The 21,344-nt window shown below is 42.5% G+C and carries 15 protein-coding genes and 1 pseudogene; 10 read left to right on the forward strand and 6 right to left on the reverse strand.

What is annotated here, in order from left to right; translation table 11 throughout:
- Positions 1 to 96: 96 nt before the first annotated feature.
- Positions 97 to 1,356: an adenylosuccinate synthase gene (locus AB4263_RS11880; RefSeq protein ID WP_017059182.1), complete on the reverse strand. Its 1,260-nt coding sequence runs from the start codon at positions 1,354 to 1,356 to the stop codon at positions 97 to 99.
- A gap of 214 nt (positions 1,357 to 1,570) precedes the next feature.
- Here AB4263_RS11880 and AB4263_RS11885 point away from each other — a divergent pair, with 214 nt between their 5' ends.
- The 4 genes and pseudogenes from AB4263_RS11885 (at position 1,571) to AB4263_RS11900 (ending at position 6,451) form a co-directional block, all read left to right on the forward strand.
- Positions 1,571 to 2,443, forward strand: a complete 873-nt coding sequence (locus AB4263_RS11885; protein ID WP_017068305.1) for a LysR family transcriptional regulator — start codon at positions 1,571 to 1,573, stop codon at positions 2,441 to 2,443.
- A gap of 276 nt (positions 2,444 to 2,719) precedes the next feature.
- Entirely contained in the window at positions 2,720 to 3,715 is a 996-nt protein-coding gene (gene dmeF / locus AB4263_RS11890) for a CDF family Co(II)/Ni(II) efflux transporter DmeF (protein WP_372098275.1), read from the forward strand.
- Complete coding sequence (locus tag AB4263_RS11895; RefSeq protein ID WP_017059185.1) at positions 3,693 to 4,109, forward strand: MarR family winged helix-turn-helix transcriptional regulator; 417 nt, start codon at positions 3,693 to 3,695, stop codon at positions 4,107 to 4,109. The genes dmeF and AB4263_RS11895 overlap by 23 nt, the downstream gene beginning before the upstream one ends.
- Positions 4,110 to 4,727: 618 nt before the next feature.
- Positions 4,728 to 6,451: pseudogene (locus AB4263_RS11900) on the forward strand (methyl-accepting chemotaxis protein).
- A 146-nt stretch (positions 6,452 to 6,597) separates the two neighbouring features.
- Here the strand turns inward: AB4263_RS11900 and AB4263_RS11905 are convergent.
- The 4 genes from AB4263_RS11905 to AB4263_RS11920 form a co-directional block, all read right to left on the reverse strand.
- A complete protein-coding gene (locus AB4263_RS11905) occupies positions 6,598 to 6,837 on the reverse strand; it encodes a PAS factor family protein (RefSeq protein ID WP_004733935.1) in 240 nt (79 codons plus the stop codon).
- Positions 6,838 to 6,949: 112 nt separating this feature from the next.
- A complete protein-coding gene (locus AB4263_RS11910; protein ID WP_372098276.1) occupies positions 6,950 to 7,594 on the reverse strand; it encodes an HAD family hydrolase in 645 nt (214 codons plus the stop codon).
- A gap of 20 nt (positions 7,595 to 7,614) precedes the next feature.
- Positions 7,615 to 8,700 (reverse strand): class I mannose-6-phosphate isomerase, encoded by a 1,086-nt coding sequence (locus AB4263_RS11915; protein ID WP_065583617.1) that lies wholly within the window; start codon positions 8,698 to 8,700, stop codon positions 7,615 to 7,617.
- A gap of 2 nt (positions 8,701 to 8,702) precedes the next feature.
- Positions 8,703 to 10,157, reverse strand: coding sequence for a mannitol dehydrogenase family protein (locus AB4263_RS11920; RefSeq protein ID WP_372098277.1), 1,455 nt, complete (start codon positions 10,155 to 10,157; stop codon positions 8,703 to 8,705).
- A gap of 223 nt (positions 10,158 to 10,380) precedes the next feature.
- Here AB4263_RS11920 and AB4263_RS11925 point away from each other — a divergent pair, with 223 nt between their 5' ends.
- The 4 genes from AB4263_RS11925 (at position 10,381) to AB4263_RS11940 (ending at position 16,378) form a co-directional block, all read left to right on the forward strand.
- Complete coding sequence (locus tag AB4263_RS11925; protein ID WP_065583619.1) at positions 10,381 to 12,153, forward strand: sodium:solute symporter family transporter; 1,773 nt, start codon at positions 10,381 to 10,383, stop codon at positions 12,151 to 12,153.
- 67 nt (positions 12,154 to 12,220) lie between these two features.
- On the forward strand, positions 12,221 to 13,402 hold the full coding sequence (uxuA, locus tag AB4263_RS11930; protein WP_065583620.1) for a mannonate dehydratase: 1,182 nt from the start codon (positions 12,221 to 12,223) through the stop codon (positions 13,400 to 13,402).
- 142 nt (positions 13,403 to 13,544) lie between these two features.
- Positions 13,545 to 14,087, forward strand: a complete 543-nt coding sequence (locus AB4263_RS11935) for an acyltransferase (RefSeq protein ID WP_065101257.1) — start codon at positions 13,545 to 13,547, stop codon at positions 14,085 to 14,087.
- Between the two features lie 11 nt (positions 14,088 to 14,098).
- Entirely contained in the window at positions 14,099 to 16,378 is a 2,280-nt protein-coding gene (locus AB4263_RS11940; RefSeq protein WP_372098278.1) for a heparinase II/III family protein, read from the forward strand.
- Positions 16,379 to 16,415: 37 nt separating this feature from the next.
- Here the strand turns inward: AB4263_RS11940 and AB4263_RS11945 are convergent, their stop codons facing one another.
- Positions 16,416 to 17,174, reverse strand: a complete 759-nt coding sequence (locus AB4263_RS11945; RefSeq protein WP_083190198.1) for an FCD domain-containing protein — start codon at positions 17,172 to 17,174, stop codon at positions 16,416 to 16,418.
- Positions 17,175 to 17,588: 414 nt separating this feature from the next.
- Here AB4263_RS11945 and AB4263_RS11950 point away from each other — a divergent pair, with 414 nt between their 5' ends.
- Positions 17,589 to 18,587, forward strand: coding sequence for a DHH family phosphoesterase (locus AB4263_RS11950; protein WP_372098279.1), 999 nt, complete (start codon positions 17,589 to 17,591; stop codon positions 18,585 to 18,587).
- A gap of 487 nt (positions 18,588 to 19,074) precedes the next feature.
- Positions 19,075 to 21,264, forward strand: a complete 2,190-nt coding sequence (locus AB4263_RS11955) for an immunoglobulin-like domain-containing protein (RefSeq protein WP_372098280.1) — start codon at positions 19,075 to 19,077, stop codon at positions 21,262 to 21,264.
- Positions 21,265 to 21,344 lie beyond the last annotated feature (80 nt).

The raw sequence follows: 21,344 nt of genomic DNA on the forward strand, positions 1-21,344 counted from the left end.
GGGTTCATGGGGCGGATACTGTTATCTCGTTCTTTATGAACAATCAAAAAAGTCCACTGAATGTGGGCTTTGATGTAGATCTTGTCGTCTTCTAAGCTACGCTCGAATGATCATTTGCTCGCGCTCAGGACCTACCGATACCATCACGATTGGCACACCCATCAGCTCTTCGATACGAGTAACGTAATCTTGCGCTGCTTGAGGAAGGCTCTCAAACGTGCGGCAACCCGTGATGTCTTCATCCCAGCCAGCCATATCTTCATATACGGGCTTTAGCTCAGCCGTTTGTGGCCAAATCGGGTTCTCTGTGTGCTCTCCTGAGTAAGCAGTACAGATCTTAAGCTCAGACAAACCAGACAGGCAATCAATCTTAGTCAGTGCGATTTCCGTTGCAGCTTGCAGGTCAACACCGTTGCGAGTTGCCACTGCATCGAAGTAACCCATGTCACGTGGGCGGCCTGTTGTTGCGCCGTATTCGTTAGAGCTTTCGCGGAAGCTGTCTTGTTCTTCCATTGCAGTTACTAGCGTGCCAGTACCAACAGACGAGCTGAATGATTTAGCAACAGCGATAACACGTTCAGGACGAAGTGCAGGTAAACCGCTACCAATGCCAGCATAAGCTGCGGTTACATTCGAAGATGTTGTCCAAGGGTATTCACCGTAGACAAGGTCGCGACCTGCGCCTAACTGAGCTTCAAACAGTAGGTTTGCGTCTTGTGATTGCAGCGCTTTAAGCGGCTCAGTTACGTTGCAGATGAACGGGCGCCACGCTTTAGTTACTTCAAGTAGCCATTCTGTCATTTCAGAAGCAGTCTGGGAGAAGTCACATTGAGGGTAGAGCGCTTTAAGCTGAGGCATCTTCCAATCAAGTAGGAATTGAATACGCTGCTCTAAAATTTCAGGTTGATTCAGCCAACCGACAAGAATGCCTTTCTTCATTACACGATCGCCGTACGCTGGTGCAATGCCTTGACGTGTAGAGCCGTAAGCGCCATCGCCCAAACGCTCTTCTTCAAGCGTATCTTCAAGAGCATGTAAAGGGAGACACAGTGTCGCACGATCTGAGATCGCCATTTTCACTTTGATGCCAGCCTCTTGAACTTCTGCAATCTCTTCAGTTAGCGCAGCAGGGCTGATCACCATGCCAGGGCCAAGAACCGCCGTACAATTAGGATTAAAAATACCACTAGGTAGTTGGTGCAGTTTGAATGTACCGAAGTCATTTACCACAGTATGACCTGCATTGTTTCCGCCTTGGAAACGAATGCTAGCAGAAGCTTGGTCTGCTAAAAAATCGACGATGCGGCCTTTGCCTTCATCACCCCAGTTTGCGCCCACAACAACGATAGATGGCATAATTTTTCTCCTAACTGATTGAGGAATCATGTTAGGCCTACAAGGTGGATAAGAGAAATTAATTATCTTTATTATCTTGATAAGGATTTCATATATCCTTAAAGTCTTAAGCTACAAACGAGATTCCCTATCACGTTCGTTCCTCACTGTAGGGAATGACGATGGGGCATTCTTTACTTTTAGGGAATGATATTAGTGACACGAGAGAGAGGACATGATGCTCGATATTAATTTGTTGAAGACGTTTGTGACGCTTGCGGAGTACAAGCATTTTGGGAAAGCGGCCAATGCACTGCACATGACACAACCCAATGTGAGTTTGCACCTAAAACAACTGGAACAACAAACACGCATAAAGTTGATAGAGAGAAGCCCTTTTCAATTGACTCAAGCGGGTGAACGGCTATTGGAAACAAGCCAAAGAACGCTACTCGAACTGCAGATTTGTCAGGCCGATCTCAATGCCATTAACGACCTTAAAATAGGGACGTTAACCATTGCCGTAAGTGACATCATTTCTCGATTTTTGCTAATTCGTCCGTTCCAGAAGTTCAAAGCGCAGTATCCCGGTATTGACCTTACGCTCTTGAATACCACGTCATCTCAGGCATCGAATTTAGTTAAAAATGCTCAAGCGGATATTGGTTTTGTTATCGCCAAAGAGCAGCACAACGAGTCTTTGTATTTCACTAAGCTGCAAGAGCTTTCTTGGTGTGCGCTTGGCGATGGGGTTGATATCCGAGACTCTGATGCAGAGCTCACTTTGATTCTACTAGGTCATGATACGAGAACGCGTGACTTTATTGATGAAGGTTTACCAAGCCTTAATCTACCTAATTATAGGGTGATGGAAGTAGGGAGTGTCGATGCTCAAATCGACTGGGCAGAAGCGGGATTTGGTGTGGCTATTGTCCCGGAGTTTGCGGTATCAACCAAGCAGCACCTGCATTCGAAAGTGACACCATTGACCAACTTCTCGAGCACCAGTCTTGGTTATATTGTTCGGCAGAACCAAGTCTTGTCGAAAGCAACCAAGCAGCTGTTAGGTTGGGTGAATGATGAGATTATTTCATTGCAAAACAAATAAATACAATCATTGAGTTTGACTCAATCAGCCCACCTCGAGTGGGCTTTTTTGTCCCTGGAAAGCCTCGTTTTTACTGAATCAATAATCTTTGGAACAAACTAGCGCTCACCATCAACTATTCGTCCCGCAAATCAGAGTTTCAAAATTCATCGTTGACAAAGTTTGATAATCAAGCTAAATTTCAAATTATTACTTTGATTGTCAAATTACTTGTCAATCAAAGGGCTTTTATTTGCAACGATCATCTAACCACAAACACAAGCTAAGGACGCCATTTTGAGTTTTCCAACACGTCACCAACACAACTTTTCTTCACATAACAGTCAAGGTGAGAAACGCACGTTCTATGTCCTGTTATTGACCGTCGTTACCATGGTTGTCGAAATTGTTGCAGGTACTATTTACGGCTCGATGGCATTGCTTGCCGATGGTTGGCACATGGGGACGCACGCCGCAGCGTTTGGTATCACCTTATTTGCATACCGTTATGCGAAGAAACATGCCGAGAGCGAACGTTTCTCTTTCGGTACTGGCAAAGTCAGCGTGTTAGGGGGCTACACCAGCGCGATTGCATTGGGGATTGTGGCATTGTTGATGCTGGTGGAATCAGTACATCGTTTGTTTAACCCACAAGCGATTCAGTTCAATGAAGCGATCATCGTTGCTTGTATTGGTTTAACTGTGAATGTGGTGAGTATGTTTTTACTTGGCGATCACCATCATGATCACGGACACGAGCATGGCCACAATCATAGTAAGAATCGCGGTCATTCACATAGCCATGAGCACGACAGCGACCATGGTCATAAACATGGCGAGCATCACGGACACCATCATGATCACAACCTACGCGCAGCCTACATGCATGTGTTGGCGGATACTCTAACTTCGCTGCTTGCGATTGTTGCGCTGCTATTTGGTAAGTTTTACGGTTGGAACTGGTTAGATGCAGCAATGGGAATGGTTGGCGCATTCGTGATTGCTAAGTGGACGATGAACCTTATGAAACAAACCAGCCCAATCCTGCTGGATGAGAATATCGACCAAGATTATCGTGACTCAGTGACCAAAACCTTAACGCCTTATGCGTCGGTCACCGATTTCCATATGTGGAAGGTGAGTGGGCATCACTATTCAGCAGCGATTACTCTTGAATCAAACAGTGATAAAACCGTCTCTGAATATAAACAAATGCTCGCCAAGTTTGATAAGATTAATCATCTTACTCTTGAAGTGCATTCAAACGACCATGCGAAATATAGAACAGCTTAACCAAATACTGACTGAGTTCTACGATAAAATGTCTTCGTGGGAGCAGTCTGTTGTCAAAGAGACGGGTTATTCCCTGGCTCAAGTACACACCATTGAAGTACTTGGTATGCATGGTGCGTTAAGAATGAAAGAGCTCGCTGAAAAGTTGGGTATTACCACGGGTACACTTACTGTTCAAATAGAAAAGTTGGTTAAAGCTGAATTGATTGAGCGCCATGAACACCCAACAGATCGTCGTGCGATTGTGGTTGCCTTGACGGATGAAGGGCAGAAGATACACGTTCACCACAATCAGCTTCACTTGAATTTGGTTAATGAGCTGACGCAAGATATCGAAGAAGACGAGAAAGCGGTGTTATTGAAGTGCCTAACCAAGATGGTGAAAGCGTTTTAGTCAGCCTTAAGTTCGCACCCTAACTTATTAACTGCAAAGCGATTGATTAAGAAATCCAAAAATGGACCTGATTCTAATTGAGTAGGTCCATTTTTTTCGCCGTATACACTTGACTGTACAATCACCAATCGATGGATTCACCGTTTAAAAATCAAGTCAAAACCTCCAATATTGCGCTTCGTTCTTGCTTCTCCGATGAGCCAAAAAAGTGTCATTTCTAACCATCAGGTCAATAATAGTCCAAAGTGTTTTAATTCAAAGCCTTACATAGCAAGGTGTTCAAGCCCTCACACTCCGTCAAATAGCTGTCTCTCACTTTTATCAATCAACTAATGTACATGTAATAAATTTGTGTTATTGATAAAATTAACTTTAGTTGGCTGCTTCATTTGCTGTTTAAATGCAATTGAGAACGTCATAGCTAGTGGACTTAGAAGCCACAGTTTTAGACGCTCATTATCGATATAAAAACCATAACAATAACCAGGTCGCGCAAGTTGGATATCCATTCTTTGATGCGATTTATTTGGATACTCATAGTTAATTTAGTAAAGACGAGCCACGTATATGAATATAAAGAAAAAGCTCTATTCGTTGGGGATGTTCTCCATCTTCGGCATGATTTCACTGCTGTTTACCACATCACAATTTGCAGACACCACCGCTCAAATGAGCGAAGCCAAACAAATTACCAAAGAGCTTGAAGTGCGTTTGCTCAACCTTCGCCGTAACGAGAAAGATTTTTTACTGCGTAGCGATATGAAATACCTCGACAAGTTCGACGTAAACTACAAAAAATTCTTAGCGTCTGAATCTGAGCTAGATACAGTGCTCAGTGATTTAGGTTTAGCCAACAGCACACACCTACGTGAAGACATCGAAACCTACCACACCAGCTTTGTTAACTTAGTTAAAGCGAGCGAAGTCTATGGGCTATCACGTGACAAAGGTATGCTAGGCGAGTTTCATGTTTTGCTCGATAACATCAGCGCGACAGCCAGTGCGGAACAAAAAATCGGCTTTACCTGTTCAATGACTTAATTGAGAAGGGGGAGTTTGACCCGAGTGTTCTTTCTATAACTTCAAATATGAGTAGCTCAGCTGCTTTGATTGACGCTGCTCGCCAAGTGGTTGAGCAAAAGCGAGTGATTGGCTTGAAGCACAACGAAGGTCTGCTTGGGCAAGCTCGCTCGGGTTCTCATGCTATCGAAACTCAATTTAAAGAGTTCTCCGCGGTGCTAGACCAACAAACGCAGCAAGAGATGGACAAGCTATCGCTGATCAACAACATCCTTTGCGTCACGCTACTCGTGTCGATCATTCTGTTCAGCTGGTTAATCGTCCGTTCTATCATTGGTAAAATTGAGTCACTGCTTTCGGTGATTCGTAACATCGTTGATTCTAACGACGTGTCTATTCGTTCGCACCTTGATGGTAAAGACGAACTCAGCACGCTAGGCCAATACTTCAACCAACTGTTGGATCAACTGGAAGGGCTTATCGCTGCCTCTCAATCTAAGTCACTGCAACTGACACAAAGCACATCGAACATGCATGATGAGCTAGAGTCAGTAATCAAACAGTTTGAAGTTCAAGCAAATCACACATCTACAATGACAACGTCAGTTCAAGAGATGGTACTCACCATTGGCGAGATCTCTGAAAGCACATCGGTTGCCGCTGAAGGTGTACATCAAGCGAAAGTGAATGCCGATAAAGGCCGTGAAGTGGTGGTTGAAACCATCAGCAACATCACCCAGTTGTCTGAACGTCTTTCAAGCAGCCAAGATTCGATCAGTTCACTGAACCATCATGTTGACCAGATCGGCGATGCAGTAAACATCATCCAAGGCATTGCAGAACAAACTAACCTATTGGCATTGAACGCAGCAATTGAAGCAGCACGTGCGGGTGAACAAGGTCGTGGCTTTGCGGTAGTTGCCGATGAAGTACGCGCACTAGCAAGCAGAACGCATCAATCGACCACAGAGATAACTTCAGTGGTGAGTGCAATTCAAAGCCAGATGCAGGCGTCGATGGCAGAGATTGGCGAGTGTAATCAACAAGGTCAACTAACGCTGAAAGATTCGGAAGAGCTGGATGCGAGCTTGCAACTTATCTTGAGCGACATGGAAAGCATCCAAGGTAATTCAGAACGTATTGCTTCAGCGATTGAAGAGCAGGGCGCAGTAATGGCGCAAGTGAGTGACTCAATTACTGAGCTGAACACTATCTCGAACGACAATAACGCTTCGGCGCAGCATTGCTTAGTTGAAGTGGACAAGGTAGCAGAGCAAGCGAACGATATGGACCAAGCGGTCGCGCAGTTCAAGACTTCATAAACAACATAGAACTTACTAAAACAAAAGGCGTGGATCATCTACGCCTTTTTTGTGCCTGAAATTCAAATAGATAAATGACGAGAATAAAAAAAACGGCCCGATCTGGGGGAAGATCTGGGCCGTTATATTACGTATTAAAGGGGGGACTACTTATTTCGGCCTTCCAGCACATCCAGTGCCAGTTCAACCGCTTTATCAATATTGTCGCATCCCGCTAACTTACCTGAGCTGATAGGACCAAGCACATTAGCGTATAACGAGAGCTGCTTGTTAAATGGCAGGCTCAACTGCTCATATAAACGCTGGCGAATCTCGGCATGTTGCTCAGGAGCGTGAGCAGCAAGGCTTTTCAAAGTGTCATAAACAAGAGTGGTGGTAGTGTTCATTCGTCTCTTTATCTTTGAGTGGGGGATTTCTATTTTAATATCATTTGGGTACAAGTTGCTGTGATATATGTCATACAATAAGTCAAATAAACTTAGGGTGAGCATTTTGGTCTTAACTGACAAGTGAGAAATCATCAATGATTTTTAACGCACCTGAAAAATCATTGTTTATGTTGAAAGAATGTTGAAATGCAATGACTTCACAACCACTAGCTAAACCAGCCTGAAGTCCTGGAGCCGAGTCTTCAAAGATAATGGTTTTACTTGCGGTTACATTTAATCTAGATAGCGCCAACAAATAAGCTTCCGGATCTGGCTTGTGCATTGAAACATGCTCTTTAGCGATGACAAGATCAAACAAGTGCTCAAGTTTACAAGCTTCCAGTATTTGGTTAGCCATCCACTGTTGCGCAGAAGTTACAACCGCACATCGCTTCCCAGAAGATTTTAGTTGCTGTAGGAGGACAACGACACCTTTATTGATAGATAATCTTTGTGAAAGGAGTAATTGATAATGTTCCTTAAATTTATCGTTAAACTCTTGTCTCTCTGGTTCGATTTCTCCAACTTTGAAAAAATACTGAACGACATTTTCCCATTTCATACCCATTACATTTTGATAAATACGGTGGTCAACGATGGAACCATAGTCTTTACAGGTCAGCGCTAATGCTTGGCCTTTGAGCGGCTCGGAGTTTACTAATGTTCCATCCATATCAAAGATAAAGGCGTCGTAATAAAGTTTTATTGGTTCCATTTCAATACGTTAACTCAGGATTAATTCGTTAATGGTGGGTAGCATTCAATAATCTCGACGCCATCGTCTGTTTCTATCGTGATATTTTCAATGCCAGCCGGGCAGAAAAATTTATCGTACTTATTGAGTACTAAAATTTCTTCGTCTAATTTAATCGTACAACTGCCAGCAGCAATAACACCGACATAAAAGTCGTTCTCAGATTTGGTGATGCTGCTAATGACTTTTGTGCGACAAACTCGATATCTGTCGGTTGTTTTGTCATCAATGAGAGACTCTTTTACCGATCCGTCAGCATAAGCTGTTAATAGTTGAGGTGTCTTTTTGTTCTGAGTTGCCACAGCTTCAACCGACTTCTCTGAATAGTCAAAAACATCAAGGCAAAAGTCCAAATCTCGCTTCATGTAGCGAGCTTCTTCAGGAAGTGTATAACCAGCTCGTTCAAACTCAAATCGAACAGCCCAGTCCGATGGTTCCATTATCTCAATCATTAGAATGCCTTCGCCAATCGCGTGAGGCATTCCTCCTGGAATAAAGTAACACTCACCAGGAGATACTTTGATTTTTTCGAAGCAAGTTTTCAGTCGGTTAATGTCTTGTTCAACAATGATCTCTTTCAACGTTTCTTTAGTCGGAGGCGTCTGAAATCCGAGATAAATATAAGGATCATCAATCTCCTCACGAACTTGTAAAATATAGTAGGCTTCAGCCTTGCCTGAATTTGAATCTAGGTGCTTTTGGGCAAACTCTCTGGTTGGGTGTGCTTGGAAATGTAAGCGAATTGAAGAGTCTAGAAACTTAATCAAAACCATAGGGTTAGGACCGAATCTACTGAAGTGCTCTTTACCTAAAAAATACTCAGGATCTAGATCTAATAATTCGGCGAAATCGAGTGAGTGATCGCCGATAATCGCAGTTGATTGACCTTCACTGATTGTTTCTCGACCTGGGTTAACGGCTTTAGTGACCGATGCAATCCAGTCTTCAGGAAAATGAGAGTCGACCGGAACGCTTTCGTTATTAATTTGGTCTAAAACCTTACCACCACTGTAAGAGCGCCAAACGCGGTTCTGACCAAATCGAATCAACTTATTTTTGTATTCCATGCCTAGCCCTTTAAGTTCAGTGTTTTTGTTAAGTTATGTAAAGTTTGCATTGCACCAACCTCTTGAATACATTCGAAAAGGTCGACTATCTTATTTACGAATTCGGCATCTGCAAGAAGGCTAGATTCAAAAATACCATCAATGCTTAATAAAGAAATGACAGCTTCACGAGGCGTTTTACTTTCTTGTTTGATTTGCTTGAACACGCCAGCCATTGGATCATGAACCTCGATAGCATCGCCGTTGTCATCCATGCCAATCACATAAGCCATCCACCCTGCAATGCCCAACTCTAACCAAGTTGTTTGAACAGCATTTTCACGGTTATATTTGAGAGATTCACAAAATCGTGGTGGTAATTTCTGACTTCCGTCCATTGCTATCTGAGAGGTAAGGTGTTTTAAATTTGGGTTAGAGAAACGTTCAATCAGCGAATCTGCGTAAGCTGCAATGTCAGTTTCCTTTGGTAACGACAATGAAGGCGTTTGCTCATTCATCATGAAGTCTAGAATCACCTTCTTAAAATATGGGTCTGAAATCGCTTCTGACACATACTTATAACCACTCAAGTATCCCAAGTACGCAAGAAGTGAGTGACTACCATTTAGCATGCGTAGCTTCATCTCTTCAAAAGGTATGACATCATCGACAAATTGCGCGCCCACTTTATCCCAATTTGGTCGACCAATTACAAACTTATCTTCTATTACCCATTGTCGAAAAGGTTCACAAGCGATGGCACATGGATCCGAGTAGCCGATAGCTGTTTCTATATAAGATAAGCTTTCTTTACTCGCCGCTGGAACAATACGGTCTACCATAGTGTTTGGGAATGTGACATTAGCCTCTATCCAAGAATACAACTCCAAGTCGACCAATTTTGCAAAACTAAGAATAGCCGACTTCGCTACTTCTCCATTGTTTTGAATATTGTCGCAAGACAATACGGTGAACGCGTTAATATTCCTTTCTTTTCTGAGTCTTAAACCTTCAACGATATAACCGATGGCGGACACTGGATGAGAAGGTGAGTCGAGATCGAGCTGGATGAGACGATTGTTAACATCAAGAGAGCCAGTACTTGGTTCAATGCAATAGCCTTTTTCTGTGATAGTCATTGAGACTATACGAACGTTTGGATTCGCAATTTTTTCGATGATAGTCGACTGACCGTCTAGATCTGGATGTAAGGATTGAGTGATTGCCTTTGATATTTTTATTTGTTCGCTTGTCGCACCTCTCTCCAAAACAGTGTAGCAATGACCTTGCTCTCTTAACTGCTGAATAAGCGATTGTGAACCAAATAAGTTAATGGAACAGATCGTCCAGTTAGACTTTTTATTGTCTAACAATTCGCTTGTATATAAAGCTTGATGAGCTCGATGAAAAGCCCCTAAGCCAATGTGAACAATTCTCTGTTCTTCTTTTAAGTATTGATTTAAAACATTTTTATTCATACTTCCGCACTCTCACTCCAATTTTTAAAATCAGACGGCTATAAAAATTACCATTAGAGAGTAACATTCATTTGTATTATTTAAACGGCATATCATCAGAGATTTATTTTTTTGTGAGAAGTGTCAACCAATTGGTAGACCAATTTTGACAGCCAATATCTAGGGGCGATATAAAAGAAAGCGAAAGGTGTTTAGTTTTTAAATATCACGGTTAGGGATCATTATGAATATCGATATACTTATAGTTATAGGCTACTTCGTTTTCCTCCTCGGAGTAGGTTGGATGTTTCGATCAGCAACGTCATCGACAAGTGATTACTTTAGGGGGGGAGGCAAAATGTTGTGGTGGATGGTTGGGTCCACAGCATTTCTTCAAGCACTGAGTGCTATGACGTTTACTGGCGTAATGGGAAAAGCTCTTGATGTTGGCTTATCCATCTCTGTTATCTTTTTTGCGAATGCTCTTGGTTACTTTTGTAACTACTTATTCTTTGCTGCAAGAGCTCGACAGATGCGAGTTATCAGTCCAATCCAAGGCATTCGCAAACGTTTTGGTCCTGTTAGCGAGCAAGTTGTAACGTGGGCGACGGTACCGTCGAGTGTACTTCAGGCTGCGCTATGGCTGAATGCATTAGCGATCTTTGCAAGTGCGGTATTTAATATCCCAATTGAAACAACGATAGTTGCTGCGGGTATGGTTGTACTTCTTATGTCTCTGGTCGGCGGAAGTTGGGCTGTAGTTGCATCAGACTTTATACAGATGATCATCATTACTGTTGTTACCTTCATAGCGACAATCGTAGCGATATACAAATCTGGTGGTGTAGCACCAATCCTAGAAGCGGGTTTGCCTGATCAAGGGTTTGTTGGAGAAGGGTATAGCTATACCTACTTATTTGTTGGCTGGTTTATCTGTATTTTCATCAAACAGTTCTTCAGTACAAACAATATGATTGATTCTTACCGCTATATTGCAGCAAAAGATACTAATAATGCACGTAAAGCTGCAATCCTAGCGTGTTGTCTAATGGCGTTTGGACCTTTCATTTGGTTCCTTCCTGCTTGGTATGTAAGCGGAAATTACCCAGATATGTCTACATGGGGCCTCGATGTTCTAGGCAAAGATATTTCTAATGCCACTTATTTTGTCTTCGTTCGTAACGAGATGCCCGTTGGGATGGTTGGCTTGATGATGTCAGCTATGTTTGCTGCAACCATGTCGTCAATGGACTCTGCATTAAATAGAAATGCCGGCATATTCATTAAAAACGTTTATGAACCTTACATGGCAAAAGACAAATCAGATAAATCGATCTTGTTTGCAAGTAAAGTTTCTACCGTGGTATTCGGCTTGTTGATTATTGTTTGTGGCTTGTTCATGAGCAAACTGCAAGATTTTGGTCTATTTGATGCACTTATGATGGTGAGTACGCTTGTCGCGTTCCCTGTGCTTATTCCGTCACTGCTTTGTTTCTTTATCAAGAAGACTCCAGATTGGTCATGTTGGGCAACCATTGCCGTAGGCGCTTGTGTTTCAGCCGTTATTGCTTCAACAAATGCACCAATGATCGAAAGCCTGTTTAATTTATCTGAACCATTGTCTAGTCGTGAATTCGCTGAAATGAAATCGATAACCATGGGCGTAACAGGGCACATTATTATCACAGGTGGTTTCTTCTTGCTGACTCAACTTTTCTATAAAGAGCCAACAGGTAAGCGTGCTGAAGAAATCGCAGAGTTCTTTAGTAATGCAGAAACTCCAGTAATTGTAGAAGATTCGCCTCAAAGCTTCGAAGCTGATAGACAACAGTACATTTTACTTGGTCGAGTGTTATTGGCGACAAGTGCAGCGCTTCTCCTATTAACGCTGATACCAAACCCTATGTGGGGAAGAATGTTATTTGTATTAATGGCAGCGATTGTCGGGTTTATATCTTGGCTATTACTACGAGCTGGTAAGTTAAATGATGTAAAACTAAAAGCTTACACTGTCTAATTAAATAAAATATCAGATGAAGCCTTAATAAGGCTTCATCAAAAAAATTAATAATAGGTAATAACTTATGAAGCAAACTTGGCGATGGTATGGTCCAAATGATATTGTAACGCTTAATGATATTCGTCAGGCTGGGGCAACAGGAATCGTAACGGCATTACATCATATTAAGAATGGTGAAATATGGTCTAAAGAAGAAATACTAAAACGTAAAAAGTTAATAGAAGAAAATTCACTTACATGGGAAGTTGTCGAAAGTATCCCTGTTCATGAAGAGATCAAGACTCAAACTGGAAATTTCATTCAATGGATAGAGCACTATAAGCAATCTATTATCAATTTATCTGAATGCGGAGTTGATACAGTTTGCTATAACTTTATGCCAGTTCTTGATTGGACGAGAACAGATTTAGAGTATGTACTCCCAGATGGCTCAAAAGCATTAAGGTTTGACCATATTGACTTTGCTGTTTTTGAGCTATGCATACTAGAACGAGAAGGTGCACATGAAGAGTATTCAAAAGAAGACATTGCACTTGCTCGAACTCGTTTTTCTAACATGCCTGATGACAAAATTGCACAGCTAACATCGAATATCATCGCTGGTCTACCAGGTGCGGAAGAAGGCTATACTCTTCAGCAGTTTAGAGAGCAACTGGATCAGTACCAACACATTGACGGCAATAAGTTACGTGAAAATTTAGTTTACTTCCTAAACGAAATTACCCCAGTGTGTGAAGAGTACGGCGTGAAGTTGGCCATTCACCCTGATGATCCACCACGCCCAATTCTTGGTTTACCGCGAGTGGTATCTACGATTGAAGATATCGAATTCTTGACGCATCGTGTACCGAGCAAAATGAACGGTATTACTATGTGTACCGGGTCTTATGGCGTGCGAGACGATAACGATCTTGTGAAGATGATTGAAACTTTTGGTGATCGAATTTATTTCACGCATCTGCGTTCAACAAAGCGCGAAGAAGAACCCGGCAACTTCCATGAAGCAGCTCATCTCAATGGTGATGTTGATATGTATGAAGTGATATTTGCACTTCTTAAAGAAGAAAATCGTCGTACTAATAATGGACAAAGTGATTTAATTCCAATGCGGCCTGATCATGGTCACCAAATTATTGACGACTTAAATAAAAAAACAAACCCAGGGTATTCTTGCATAGGCCGTTTAAAAGGCTTAGCTGAGATTCGTGGTGTCGAGTATGCATTGACTCGGTCTCATTTTAATTAATGTGTTTTCAATTCGATATTGGGTTTTTAAATTAAGCTAACCCAGGGATATTATCGGATTAGCTTATTTAGTGTCAGTGAAAATATTGATAATCAATAAGGGAAGTCGTTACTGTTACTTCCCTTTATTTATAGGTGATGATATGTCGGTTCAACAAAAATTTGGCGGTGAACTTTCGGATGAGGAATTTAGAAAATTCACCCTATATACAACACAAAGTAATAATAAACATGATGACGAGTCGAGAGCTCAAATCTTAGGCTTCACCAACAATAATGTTCGAGTTGCTCCAGGAGCTATCGTTCGCATTGGTGAAAACCAAATCGGAACACGAAGTTATATAGGCCTATACAGCTACATTAATGGTGATGTGGAGGTTGGTGAAGACGTTTTGGTAGGGCCACATGTTTCTGTCGTTGCGTCTAATCATTTATTTGACCCGACTTCAGAGAGCTTTAGTGGTCGTAGTGATTTGGAAAGCGGAAAGGTCACAATCGCAAAGGGTGTTTGGTTGACATCTGGTGTTGTTGTCACTCCAGGAGTGAGCATCGGTAAATGTTCATTGATTTGTGCTAATTCGGTAGTGACATCCGATGTGCCCCCATATTCGATTTTTGCAGGGACCCCAGCGAAGCAAATTGGTCATATTGATGCAGAGACAGGGCAATATCATTGGTCGAAATAGAGGAGTAACACATGCTACAACTAGAAAGAACGCATGATTTCCAAATTTTTTTGTCGCCTTGTAACGAAATTTCCTCAGTCAATCCCCCAAGTTTCAATTGGCCTCAAGGAGAGTATGGTTCTGCATATAACATCGAACTTGAAGAGAAAGACGGTGAGCAAAAATGGGATTGGAAATCGGTGCAGTCTCCTTTACAACCGACATTTCAGTTACCTCAAGGTAGCTATCGCTGGAGAGTGACTTGCCTCAATACTCTAGCAAAATCTGATTGGATTGTTTTTGAAATCACGACGGAGTCAGAAAACTACTTGGCACCGGACGCTATGTCACTATTCTCACTGTGTACTAATAAAGACCAGTTTATGATGTATCTCGATGAAGATATTGACGTAGTCAGCAATGCTTCATTAAGTGCAAGAGACAAGTTACGCAATAGTGTTGAACTAACTGATATAGATGACATTTTATATTCTAATCATTATCGCCGTGGTAATGAAGAAGGGAAGCGTACAGCTATCGCTAACGTAAGACGTTGGATTGATCGCGATCTTATCGCACTAACATTACTATATAAGGTGTGGGGTGATGAGGTGGCAGGACATAAGGCATGCCAAATTTTATTGCGCTTATCCGAGTGGAGCCCTGAAGGCCCGGCGTCACTGTTAAGGCCTTGTACGTGGGGAGATGAAATTGGCCTGTCAATGACGCGAAATTTGTATCTTGCCTATCATTGGTTGTCTCCATTGCTGACGACCGACGAGTGTTCATTCGTCAGGCCGCTCTTAATTCGATATGCCTATCAAATGGAAGAGCGCTTAGAGCAAGATAAGTTTAAACAGTACCCGGGACATTCACATACATCGCGTTTGCCTGCTTACTTAGGCGTTGCTGCCCTTGTGTTACACAAAGAGTTTGAACTTAAAACTTGTGAACGTTGGCTTAATTACGCCTTAATGATTTACCGAGGTGTGTTGCCTTTCTATGGCGGAAAAGATGGCAGTTGGGTTGAGGGGCCTTTTTATTCTTCTTCCTATACCAAGTGGCACCATCCGTTTTTCTTGTCGGTTGAGCGTTTAAGTGGCTTTTCTTTCTATAATCACCCGTTTTATAAGAATTACGTTAAGTTTGCTTTGGACTTTGTGGCGAATAACGATCGAATTCATCCCTTTGGTGATGGCTTCTGGTGCAAGAGAGAAGGTAAAGAGTGGCCTGGTTTCTTTGCGCAAAATCCACTCAGAATATATGCACCACGGTATGGTTGTACGAAGTCGATATTAGAGTCCAAGAAGTTAGAGTCCAATATTGAGACTTACAAGCTCCATTTATTAGATATAGTACCGACGTATCCGCAGTTACAATTTGAAAAATCGGGTCAACATTCAACCGTTTCTAATACGTTAATGACTTCAAATGAGGCGTTTGTTTCTGACGAGACTGCTCTGTGTGTGAGCCCTGCGTCGAACAACATTTACTATTCATACGCAGGGTTAGGTAAAACTGCCCATAGTAAAATGTCGGTGTACTACCGAGCAAGTAAGTTTGGTAATAGTTCTCATCGCCATGCTGATCAAGGGAATGTTGCACTAGTCGATGATGGCGTTAATGTTCTTACTCCGAGTGGCAGTTATGGCTATAGGTTTGGTAGCAAACATCATAGTTTATGGACTCGAACTACGCAGGCGCATAATTTACCCTTATTTGGTGGTGTCAATTTAGACGATAGCGTTACCAACGCGACTGAAGGTCAGAAGATAGATTGCGCAACAGCTCAAGCAACAGTAATCACTCGAATTGATAGCAATGAGTTTCAATGTGTCGTTCTAGATCTCGCGAATGCTTATGAGAGTTGTGAGTCGTTTGTGCGAACAATAATACAAGTTGCAGATAACGGGGTCGTTATTGTCGACAACATTAGGCTATCTGAACCCAAATCGATGCAATGGCGAGCCCATACCCCGCTCGAAGTTGTTATTAAGGGGGGGAGTGTTGATTTGTACCATGAACAAGAAACTTATTATCTTGGAATGATGAGTGATCCTTCTTGTGTAGTTAAGTTAACAAGTGAAATTGATGACGGTGATGGTTTCAAAGGGAATGTTGAATCTGACGCTCAGAAAGATATTAAACATCTAGAATGGTTCATAGAAGAACAGCAGCAACATCAAGTGGTTATGAGTTGCTTAAAACAACCAATAGATTACGTGTTAACTGACGAAAATACTTTGATACTTGCCCATGCGGGCCAGTCTTTTAAGCTCAATGTAGAAACTGGTGAGGAGATCACTCCGTAAAAATCAGGTGACATAAGTATTTTATGTCACCAATTTTCTAAAGATTGTCTTTTGATGTCGCGATAGCGGGAATGGAGTTAAACAGATAACCATCAAAATTAGGGTCGGTAAAATCAGAAAGCTCTAAAAGCCTAATCTTCACATGTTCTAGATGTTGCCACATCGCTTGCTTGGCTTCGATTGGGTTCTTGCGTCTCATTGCTAGCAAAATAGCAGCATGATCATCTAGCCACTCTTTCCTATAGTCTTGGATCTCGATATGTGTATGCAGTATCTTCCACATAGGGCTAGACTCACGACGTTCCCACGATTCCTTTAGAATATCGACCAGCACAGAATTCTGTGTCGCTTCGGCAATACACTGATGGAACATTCTGTCACCAACCGGATTTTGGACATTGTTTTCAATTTCGCGGCGCTCAATTTCTAGAGCTTCACGCATTTTTTCGATATCAGCAGGGGTTGCTTGTGTTGCAGCAAACTCAGCAATACTGCTTTCCAATAACTGTCTTGCTTGAAGCATTTCAAAAGGACCTACATCTTCATTTTGTGCCACTGTTGATGTAGTCGGTAAGTTAACGATGTACACTCCCGAGCCTTTCTTTACTTCAACGAGTCCCTCAAGTTCCAGCATGATGATTGCTTCTCTAACCACAGCTCTGCTCACGGATAGACGCTCAGCAATATCTCGCTCGGGCGGTAAACGACTTCCAATCGGGTAAAGACCATCAGATAGTTCTTTTCTCAAGATAAGACCGAGGGTTTGATAAGGGCGTTTGGGTTCGAAGTTGATCATGGAAATGCAGTGTACCTTTGGATCTGTGGTTTGAATTGAAAGTTTTCGCTAACTCGAAAGTCATTTTAAACGCTTATAAATGTCAATTCGAGTAAAAACCTAACTAATCCAACTCTAATTGTATCAAAGCGTAACGGTTCGTTGTGGTCACTTTTATGTACATGAACAAAAGGTTATCAACTTCGATATTAAACTTTCAAAAGCCATACAAGGAACGCGCTCATAGTTTTGAAGTGAGATTAAGCGTATTTCGTATAATCTTGAGTTTTTGATCAATAGCACAAGCCGTGAATAACCGCTATGTTCAATAGAGTTATATCACCTAACAAGTTGATATTGATAATAAACAACGGTGCTTGTAAAAATACAGATATAAACTTCAAGCCTAATCTGATTGAGAGTAAAAGGAACAACATGCACTACGACGTATTCAACGGAGACGCAGATGGCATAATCGCGTTGTTACAGCTGCGATTAAGTGAGCCAAGAGAGAGCGTGCTCATTACTGGTGTTAAGCGTGATATTAAGTTGGTCTCTCAAGTTGTTACTCAAACTATGGAGCCGGGTAAGCAAGGTGATGTTTCTTCCGTTACCGTTTTAGATGTGTCGATGGAGAAAAACTTATCTGCATTGCACTCACTGCTAGACGCCGACATCAATGTATTTTATTGCGATCATCATCGAACTGGTGAGGTACCTGACTCTAGCTATTTGGATACTCTGATTGATACCGCGCCAGAGAGCTGCACGAGCTTGCTGATTAACCAGAAGCTGAATGGTGCGCATGTGGCTTGGGCAATCGCAGCTGCCTTTGGCGACAATCTAAAAACGGTGGCGGCGCGGCTAGCGGATGAAAATGGATTCGCTCAATCTCAAAAAGAGTTTCTAGAAGAGCTAGGTACCTTGATTAACTACAACGGTTACGGTTCGTCACTCAGTGATTTGCATTTCACGCCAGCTGAGCTCTACGAAACCCTTTATCAATACCCGAACCCGTTTGATCTTTTGGATGATAAAGACTCTGTGTTTTATCGACTACGAGATGCTTATCAAAATGATCGCCAGCAGTTATCAAACCTTGCTCCTGTTTATGAAAGTGAAGTCGCACGTGTGTTTGAACTGCCAGGTGAGACGTGGGCAAGGCGAATCAGTGGCGTATTTGGTAATGAAATCGTTAATCAAGATCCAAACCGAGCGCAAGTAGTATTAACGAAAAACCAAGATGGCGACTCTTACACGGTGAGCTTACGGGCACCATTATCCAACAGAACGGGCGCAGACGAAATTTGCTCAAGTTTTGCGACTGGCGGAGGAAGAAAAGCAGCGGCTGGAATTAATCAACTTAATGACCTTGATAAGGTGAATTTTATTTCACTATTGGATGCATATTATTCATCTGGCACTGAAGGTTAACTGAAAAACTCCCGACGTATACATTCAAAATTCTACAAACTCTTGCTCCTATATTCCGTTATACGTGTGTATTGCTAGCACATGTGTGATGGCTATATCCAGGCTGTTTTAGTGATATCACTCGCAATGGTATCTGGTCTGAGGTCAGTGATTACGGCGTGTTTGGGGTGATTTTTGCCGATTTAAAGTTCATTTTTTCCTATCGGTGATTTTTTATATTTTTGGTTAATTATCTTAGTGAATTAAGGTTGATTAAATATTTGCATGGCCAATGCATTCGACCGAAAATAACAGTTTTTAGCATTTCAATTTGAATGAAAAGTCAAAGTCATATTGATTCTGATATTCAATCTGTGACTTAAAATCACAAGTTAAATCAAAGGTCATCTTTTCCTATAAATTCCATTACTTCTCTATAAATATTCATGATTACAATGAATTGGTTCGGTTGTGATTGGCACAGCTGTTAAGTAAGGAAGTAGGACTAATGTTGAAACGTAAAGCTCTACAATTAGCAGTATCGGTCGGCATGGCGGCTATGTCTGGCGCTGTTTATGCGAATGGTTCAGATATGACGAATCCAGACTCTGGCGTCGTGGTTGGCTATTGGCATAACTGGTGTGATGGTGGCGGCTACCAAGGTGGTAATGCGCCATGTGTGACACTGGATGAAGTGAACCCAATGTACAACATCGTGAATGTGTCATTCATGAAGGTCTACGATGTGGCTGATGGTCGAATCCCAACTTTTAAACTGGACCCAACCATTGGGCTTTCAGAAGAACAATTTATTGACCAAATCTCTGAGCTCAACAAGCAAGGTCGCTCTGTACTGTTGGCTTTGGGTGGTGCTGATGCACACGTAGAGCTAGAAACCGGTGATGAAAGAGCCTTTGCTGATGAGATTATCCGTCTAACTGAGCGTTACGGCTTCGATGGCCTAGATATCGACCTTGAACAAGCAGCCGTAACCGCCGCAAACAACCAAACCGTGATTCCAGATGCACTTAAGCTAGTGAAAGATCACTACCGCGCAGAAGGTAAAAACTTCCTTATTACAATGGCGCCTGAGTTCCCGTATCTAACGACAGGCGGTAAGTACGTTCCTTATATCGATAATCTAGAAGGCTACTACGACTGGATTAACCCACAATTTTACAACCAAGGTGGCGATGGTATCTGGGTTGAAGGCGTGGGTTGGATTGCTCAAAACAACGATGCGTTAAAAGAAGAATTCATCTACTACATTTCTGATTCTCTTATCAACGGAACGCGTGGTTTCCACAAGATCCCACATGACAAGCTCGTGTTTGGTATTCCTTCAAGTATTGATGCTGCAGCGACCGGTTTTGTGCAAGAGCCACAAGATTTATACGACGCATTTGATAGCCTAACGGCGCAAGGTCAACCGCTACGTGGTGTGATGACTTGGTCTATCAACTGGGACATGGGCACCAACAAAAACGGCCAACAATACAACGAGCAGTTCATTAAAGACTACGGCCCGTTTGTACACGGTCAAGTAACGCCACCACCAGTCGAGGGTGAGCCAGTTCTTAAAGGTATCGAAAATACGCGTGTTCTTCACGGAACAACATTTGATCCTATGGATGGCGTAACGGCAACAGACAAAGAAGACGGCGATCTAACGTCATCAATCGATGTTGAAGGATACGTCGAAACGGCGGTTATCGACACTTATGTAATGACTTACCGTGTTAAAGATAGCGATAACAATGAAACAACCAAAGCAAGAACGGTAGAAGTTTACAGCCAAAAACCTGTATTCGATGGCGTGTCTGATACTACTGTCATGTTAGGTAACGCATTTGATCCGATGGCGGGTGTTAGTGCAAATGATGCTGAAGATGGTGACCTAACAAGCACCATCACACACACTGGCAGTGTCGATGTGAATGAAATCGGCAACTACACACTTGTATACAGCGTAACAGATAGCGCGAACCAAACTGTAACCGCTGACCGCAAAGTGTCTGTGACTGATGGTTCTAACTGTGCTGCGGCATGGGATGCCGACACCGTTTATGTTGAAGGTGATCAAGTATCTCATGACGGTTCAACGTGGGGAGCAGGTTGGTACACTCGCGGCGAAGAGCCAGGAACAACAGGTGAGTGGGGCGTTTGGAGAAAAGTTTCAGACTCTTCATGTGGTGGTAACCCAGATCCGGGCGATGACCTAGAGCTTTCGGTTTCAGGACTTCAATCACAATATGCGCCAGATAACGGCAACGTGCGTTTAGATCTGACACTGACATCAAATGAAGCATTAGATGTTACCGCTATGGTGATCAACAGTGCAGGTACTGTGGTTGAGCAAACTAAGGTTAACGTAACGGACAGCCGTGCTATTACCATCGACTTATACGAAGTAGCGGAAGGGCAATATGCACTTGAAGTAGTCGGTAAAGCATCTGACGGTGAAATGGTGATGGTAAACGATTCGTTCGCTGTTAAAGACGGTGGCGGAACAACACCTCCTCCAGGTGATTACCCTCCATATGAAGCGGGCACAAACTACGCAGCGGGTGACATTGTGGTCGGCAGCGATAATGGCTTGTACGAATGTAAGCCTTGGCCATACACGGCATGGTGTGCAAGCGCGTCTTACGCTCCAGCAGATAGCCAATACTGGCAAGATGCTTGGACAAAGCTGTAGTCTGATAGCTCAACGCTAGCAATATAAAGTAGACGATCAAAGAGAGGCCATTGTGCCTCTCTTTTTTATGGTGCGCCGAG

Source organism: Vibrio sp. 10N.261.55.C5 (assembly GCF_041470505.1).
In the GTDB taxonomy this organism is placed as follows: domain Bacteria; phylum Pseudomonadota; class Gammaproteobacteria; order Enterobacterales; family Vibrionaceae; genus Vibrio; species Vibrio crassostreae_C.

Coding starts and splice junctions, on each gene's coding strand:
- AB4263_RS11880 (WP_017059182.1), bottom strand. CDS start 1,356: ATGCCATCTATCGTTGTTGTGGGCGCAAACTGGGGTGATGAAGGCAAA.
- AB4263_RS11885 (WP_017068305.1), top strand. CDS start 1,571: ATGATGCTCGATATTAATTTGTTGAAGACGTTTGTGACGCTTGCGGAG.
- AB4263_RS11895 (WP_017059185.1), top strand. CDS start 3,693: ATGCGAAATATAGAACAGCTTAACCAAATACTGACTGAGTTCTACGAT.
- AB4263_RS11905 (WP_004733935.1), bottom strand. CDS start 6,837: ATGAACACTACCACCACTCTTGTTTATGACACTTTGAAAAGCCTTGCT.
- AB4263_RS11910 (WP_372098276.1), bottom strand. CDS start 7,594: ATGGAACCAATAAAACTTTATTACGACGCCTTTATCTTTGATATGGAT.
- AB4263_RS11915 (WP_065583617.1), bottom strand. CDS start 8,700: ATGGAATACAAAAATAAGTTGATTCGATTTGGTCAGAACCGCGTTTGG.
- AB4263_RS11920 (WP_372098277.1), bottom strand. CDS start 10,157: ATGAATAAAAATGTTTTAAATCAATACTTAAAAGAAGAACAGAGAATT.
- AB4263_RS11925 (WP_065583619.1), top strand. CDS start 10,381: ATGAATATCGATATACTTATAGTTATAGGCTACTTCGTTTTCCTCCTC.
- uxuA (WP_065583620.1), top strand. CDS start 12,221: ATGAAGCAAACTTGGCGATGGTATGGTCCAAATGATATTGTAACGCTT.
- AB4263_RS11935 (WP_065101257.1), top strand. CDS start 13,545: ATGTCGGTTCAACAAAAATTTGGCGGTGAACTTTCGGATGAGGAATTT.
- AB4263_RS11940 (WP_372098278.1), top strand. CDS start 14,099: ATGCTACAACTAGAAAGAACGCATGATTTCCAAATTTTTTTGTCGCCT.
- AB4263_RS11945 (WP_083190198.1), bottom strand. CDS start 17,174: ATGATCAACTTCGAACCCAAACGCCCTTATCAAACCCTCGGTCTTATC.
- AB4263_RS11950 (WP_372098279.1), top strand. CDS start 17,589: ATGCACTACGACGTATTCAACGGAGACGCAGATGGCATAATCGCGTTG.
- AB4263_RS11955 (WP_372098280.1), top strand. CDS start 19,075: ATGTTGAAACGTAAAGCTCTACAATTAGCAGTATCGGTCGGCATGGCG.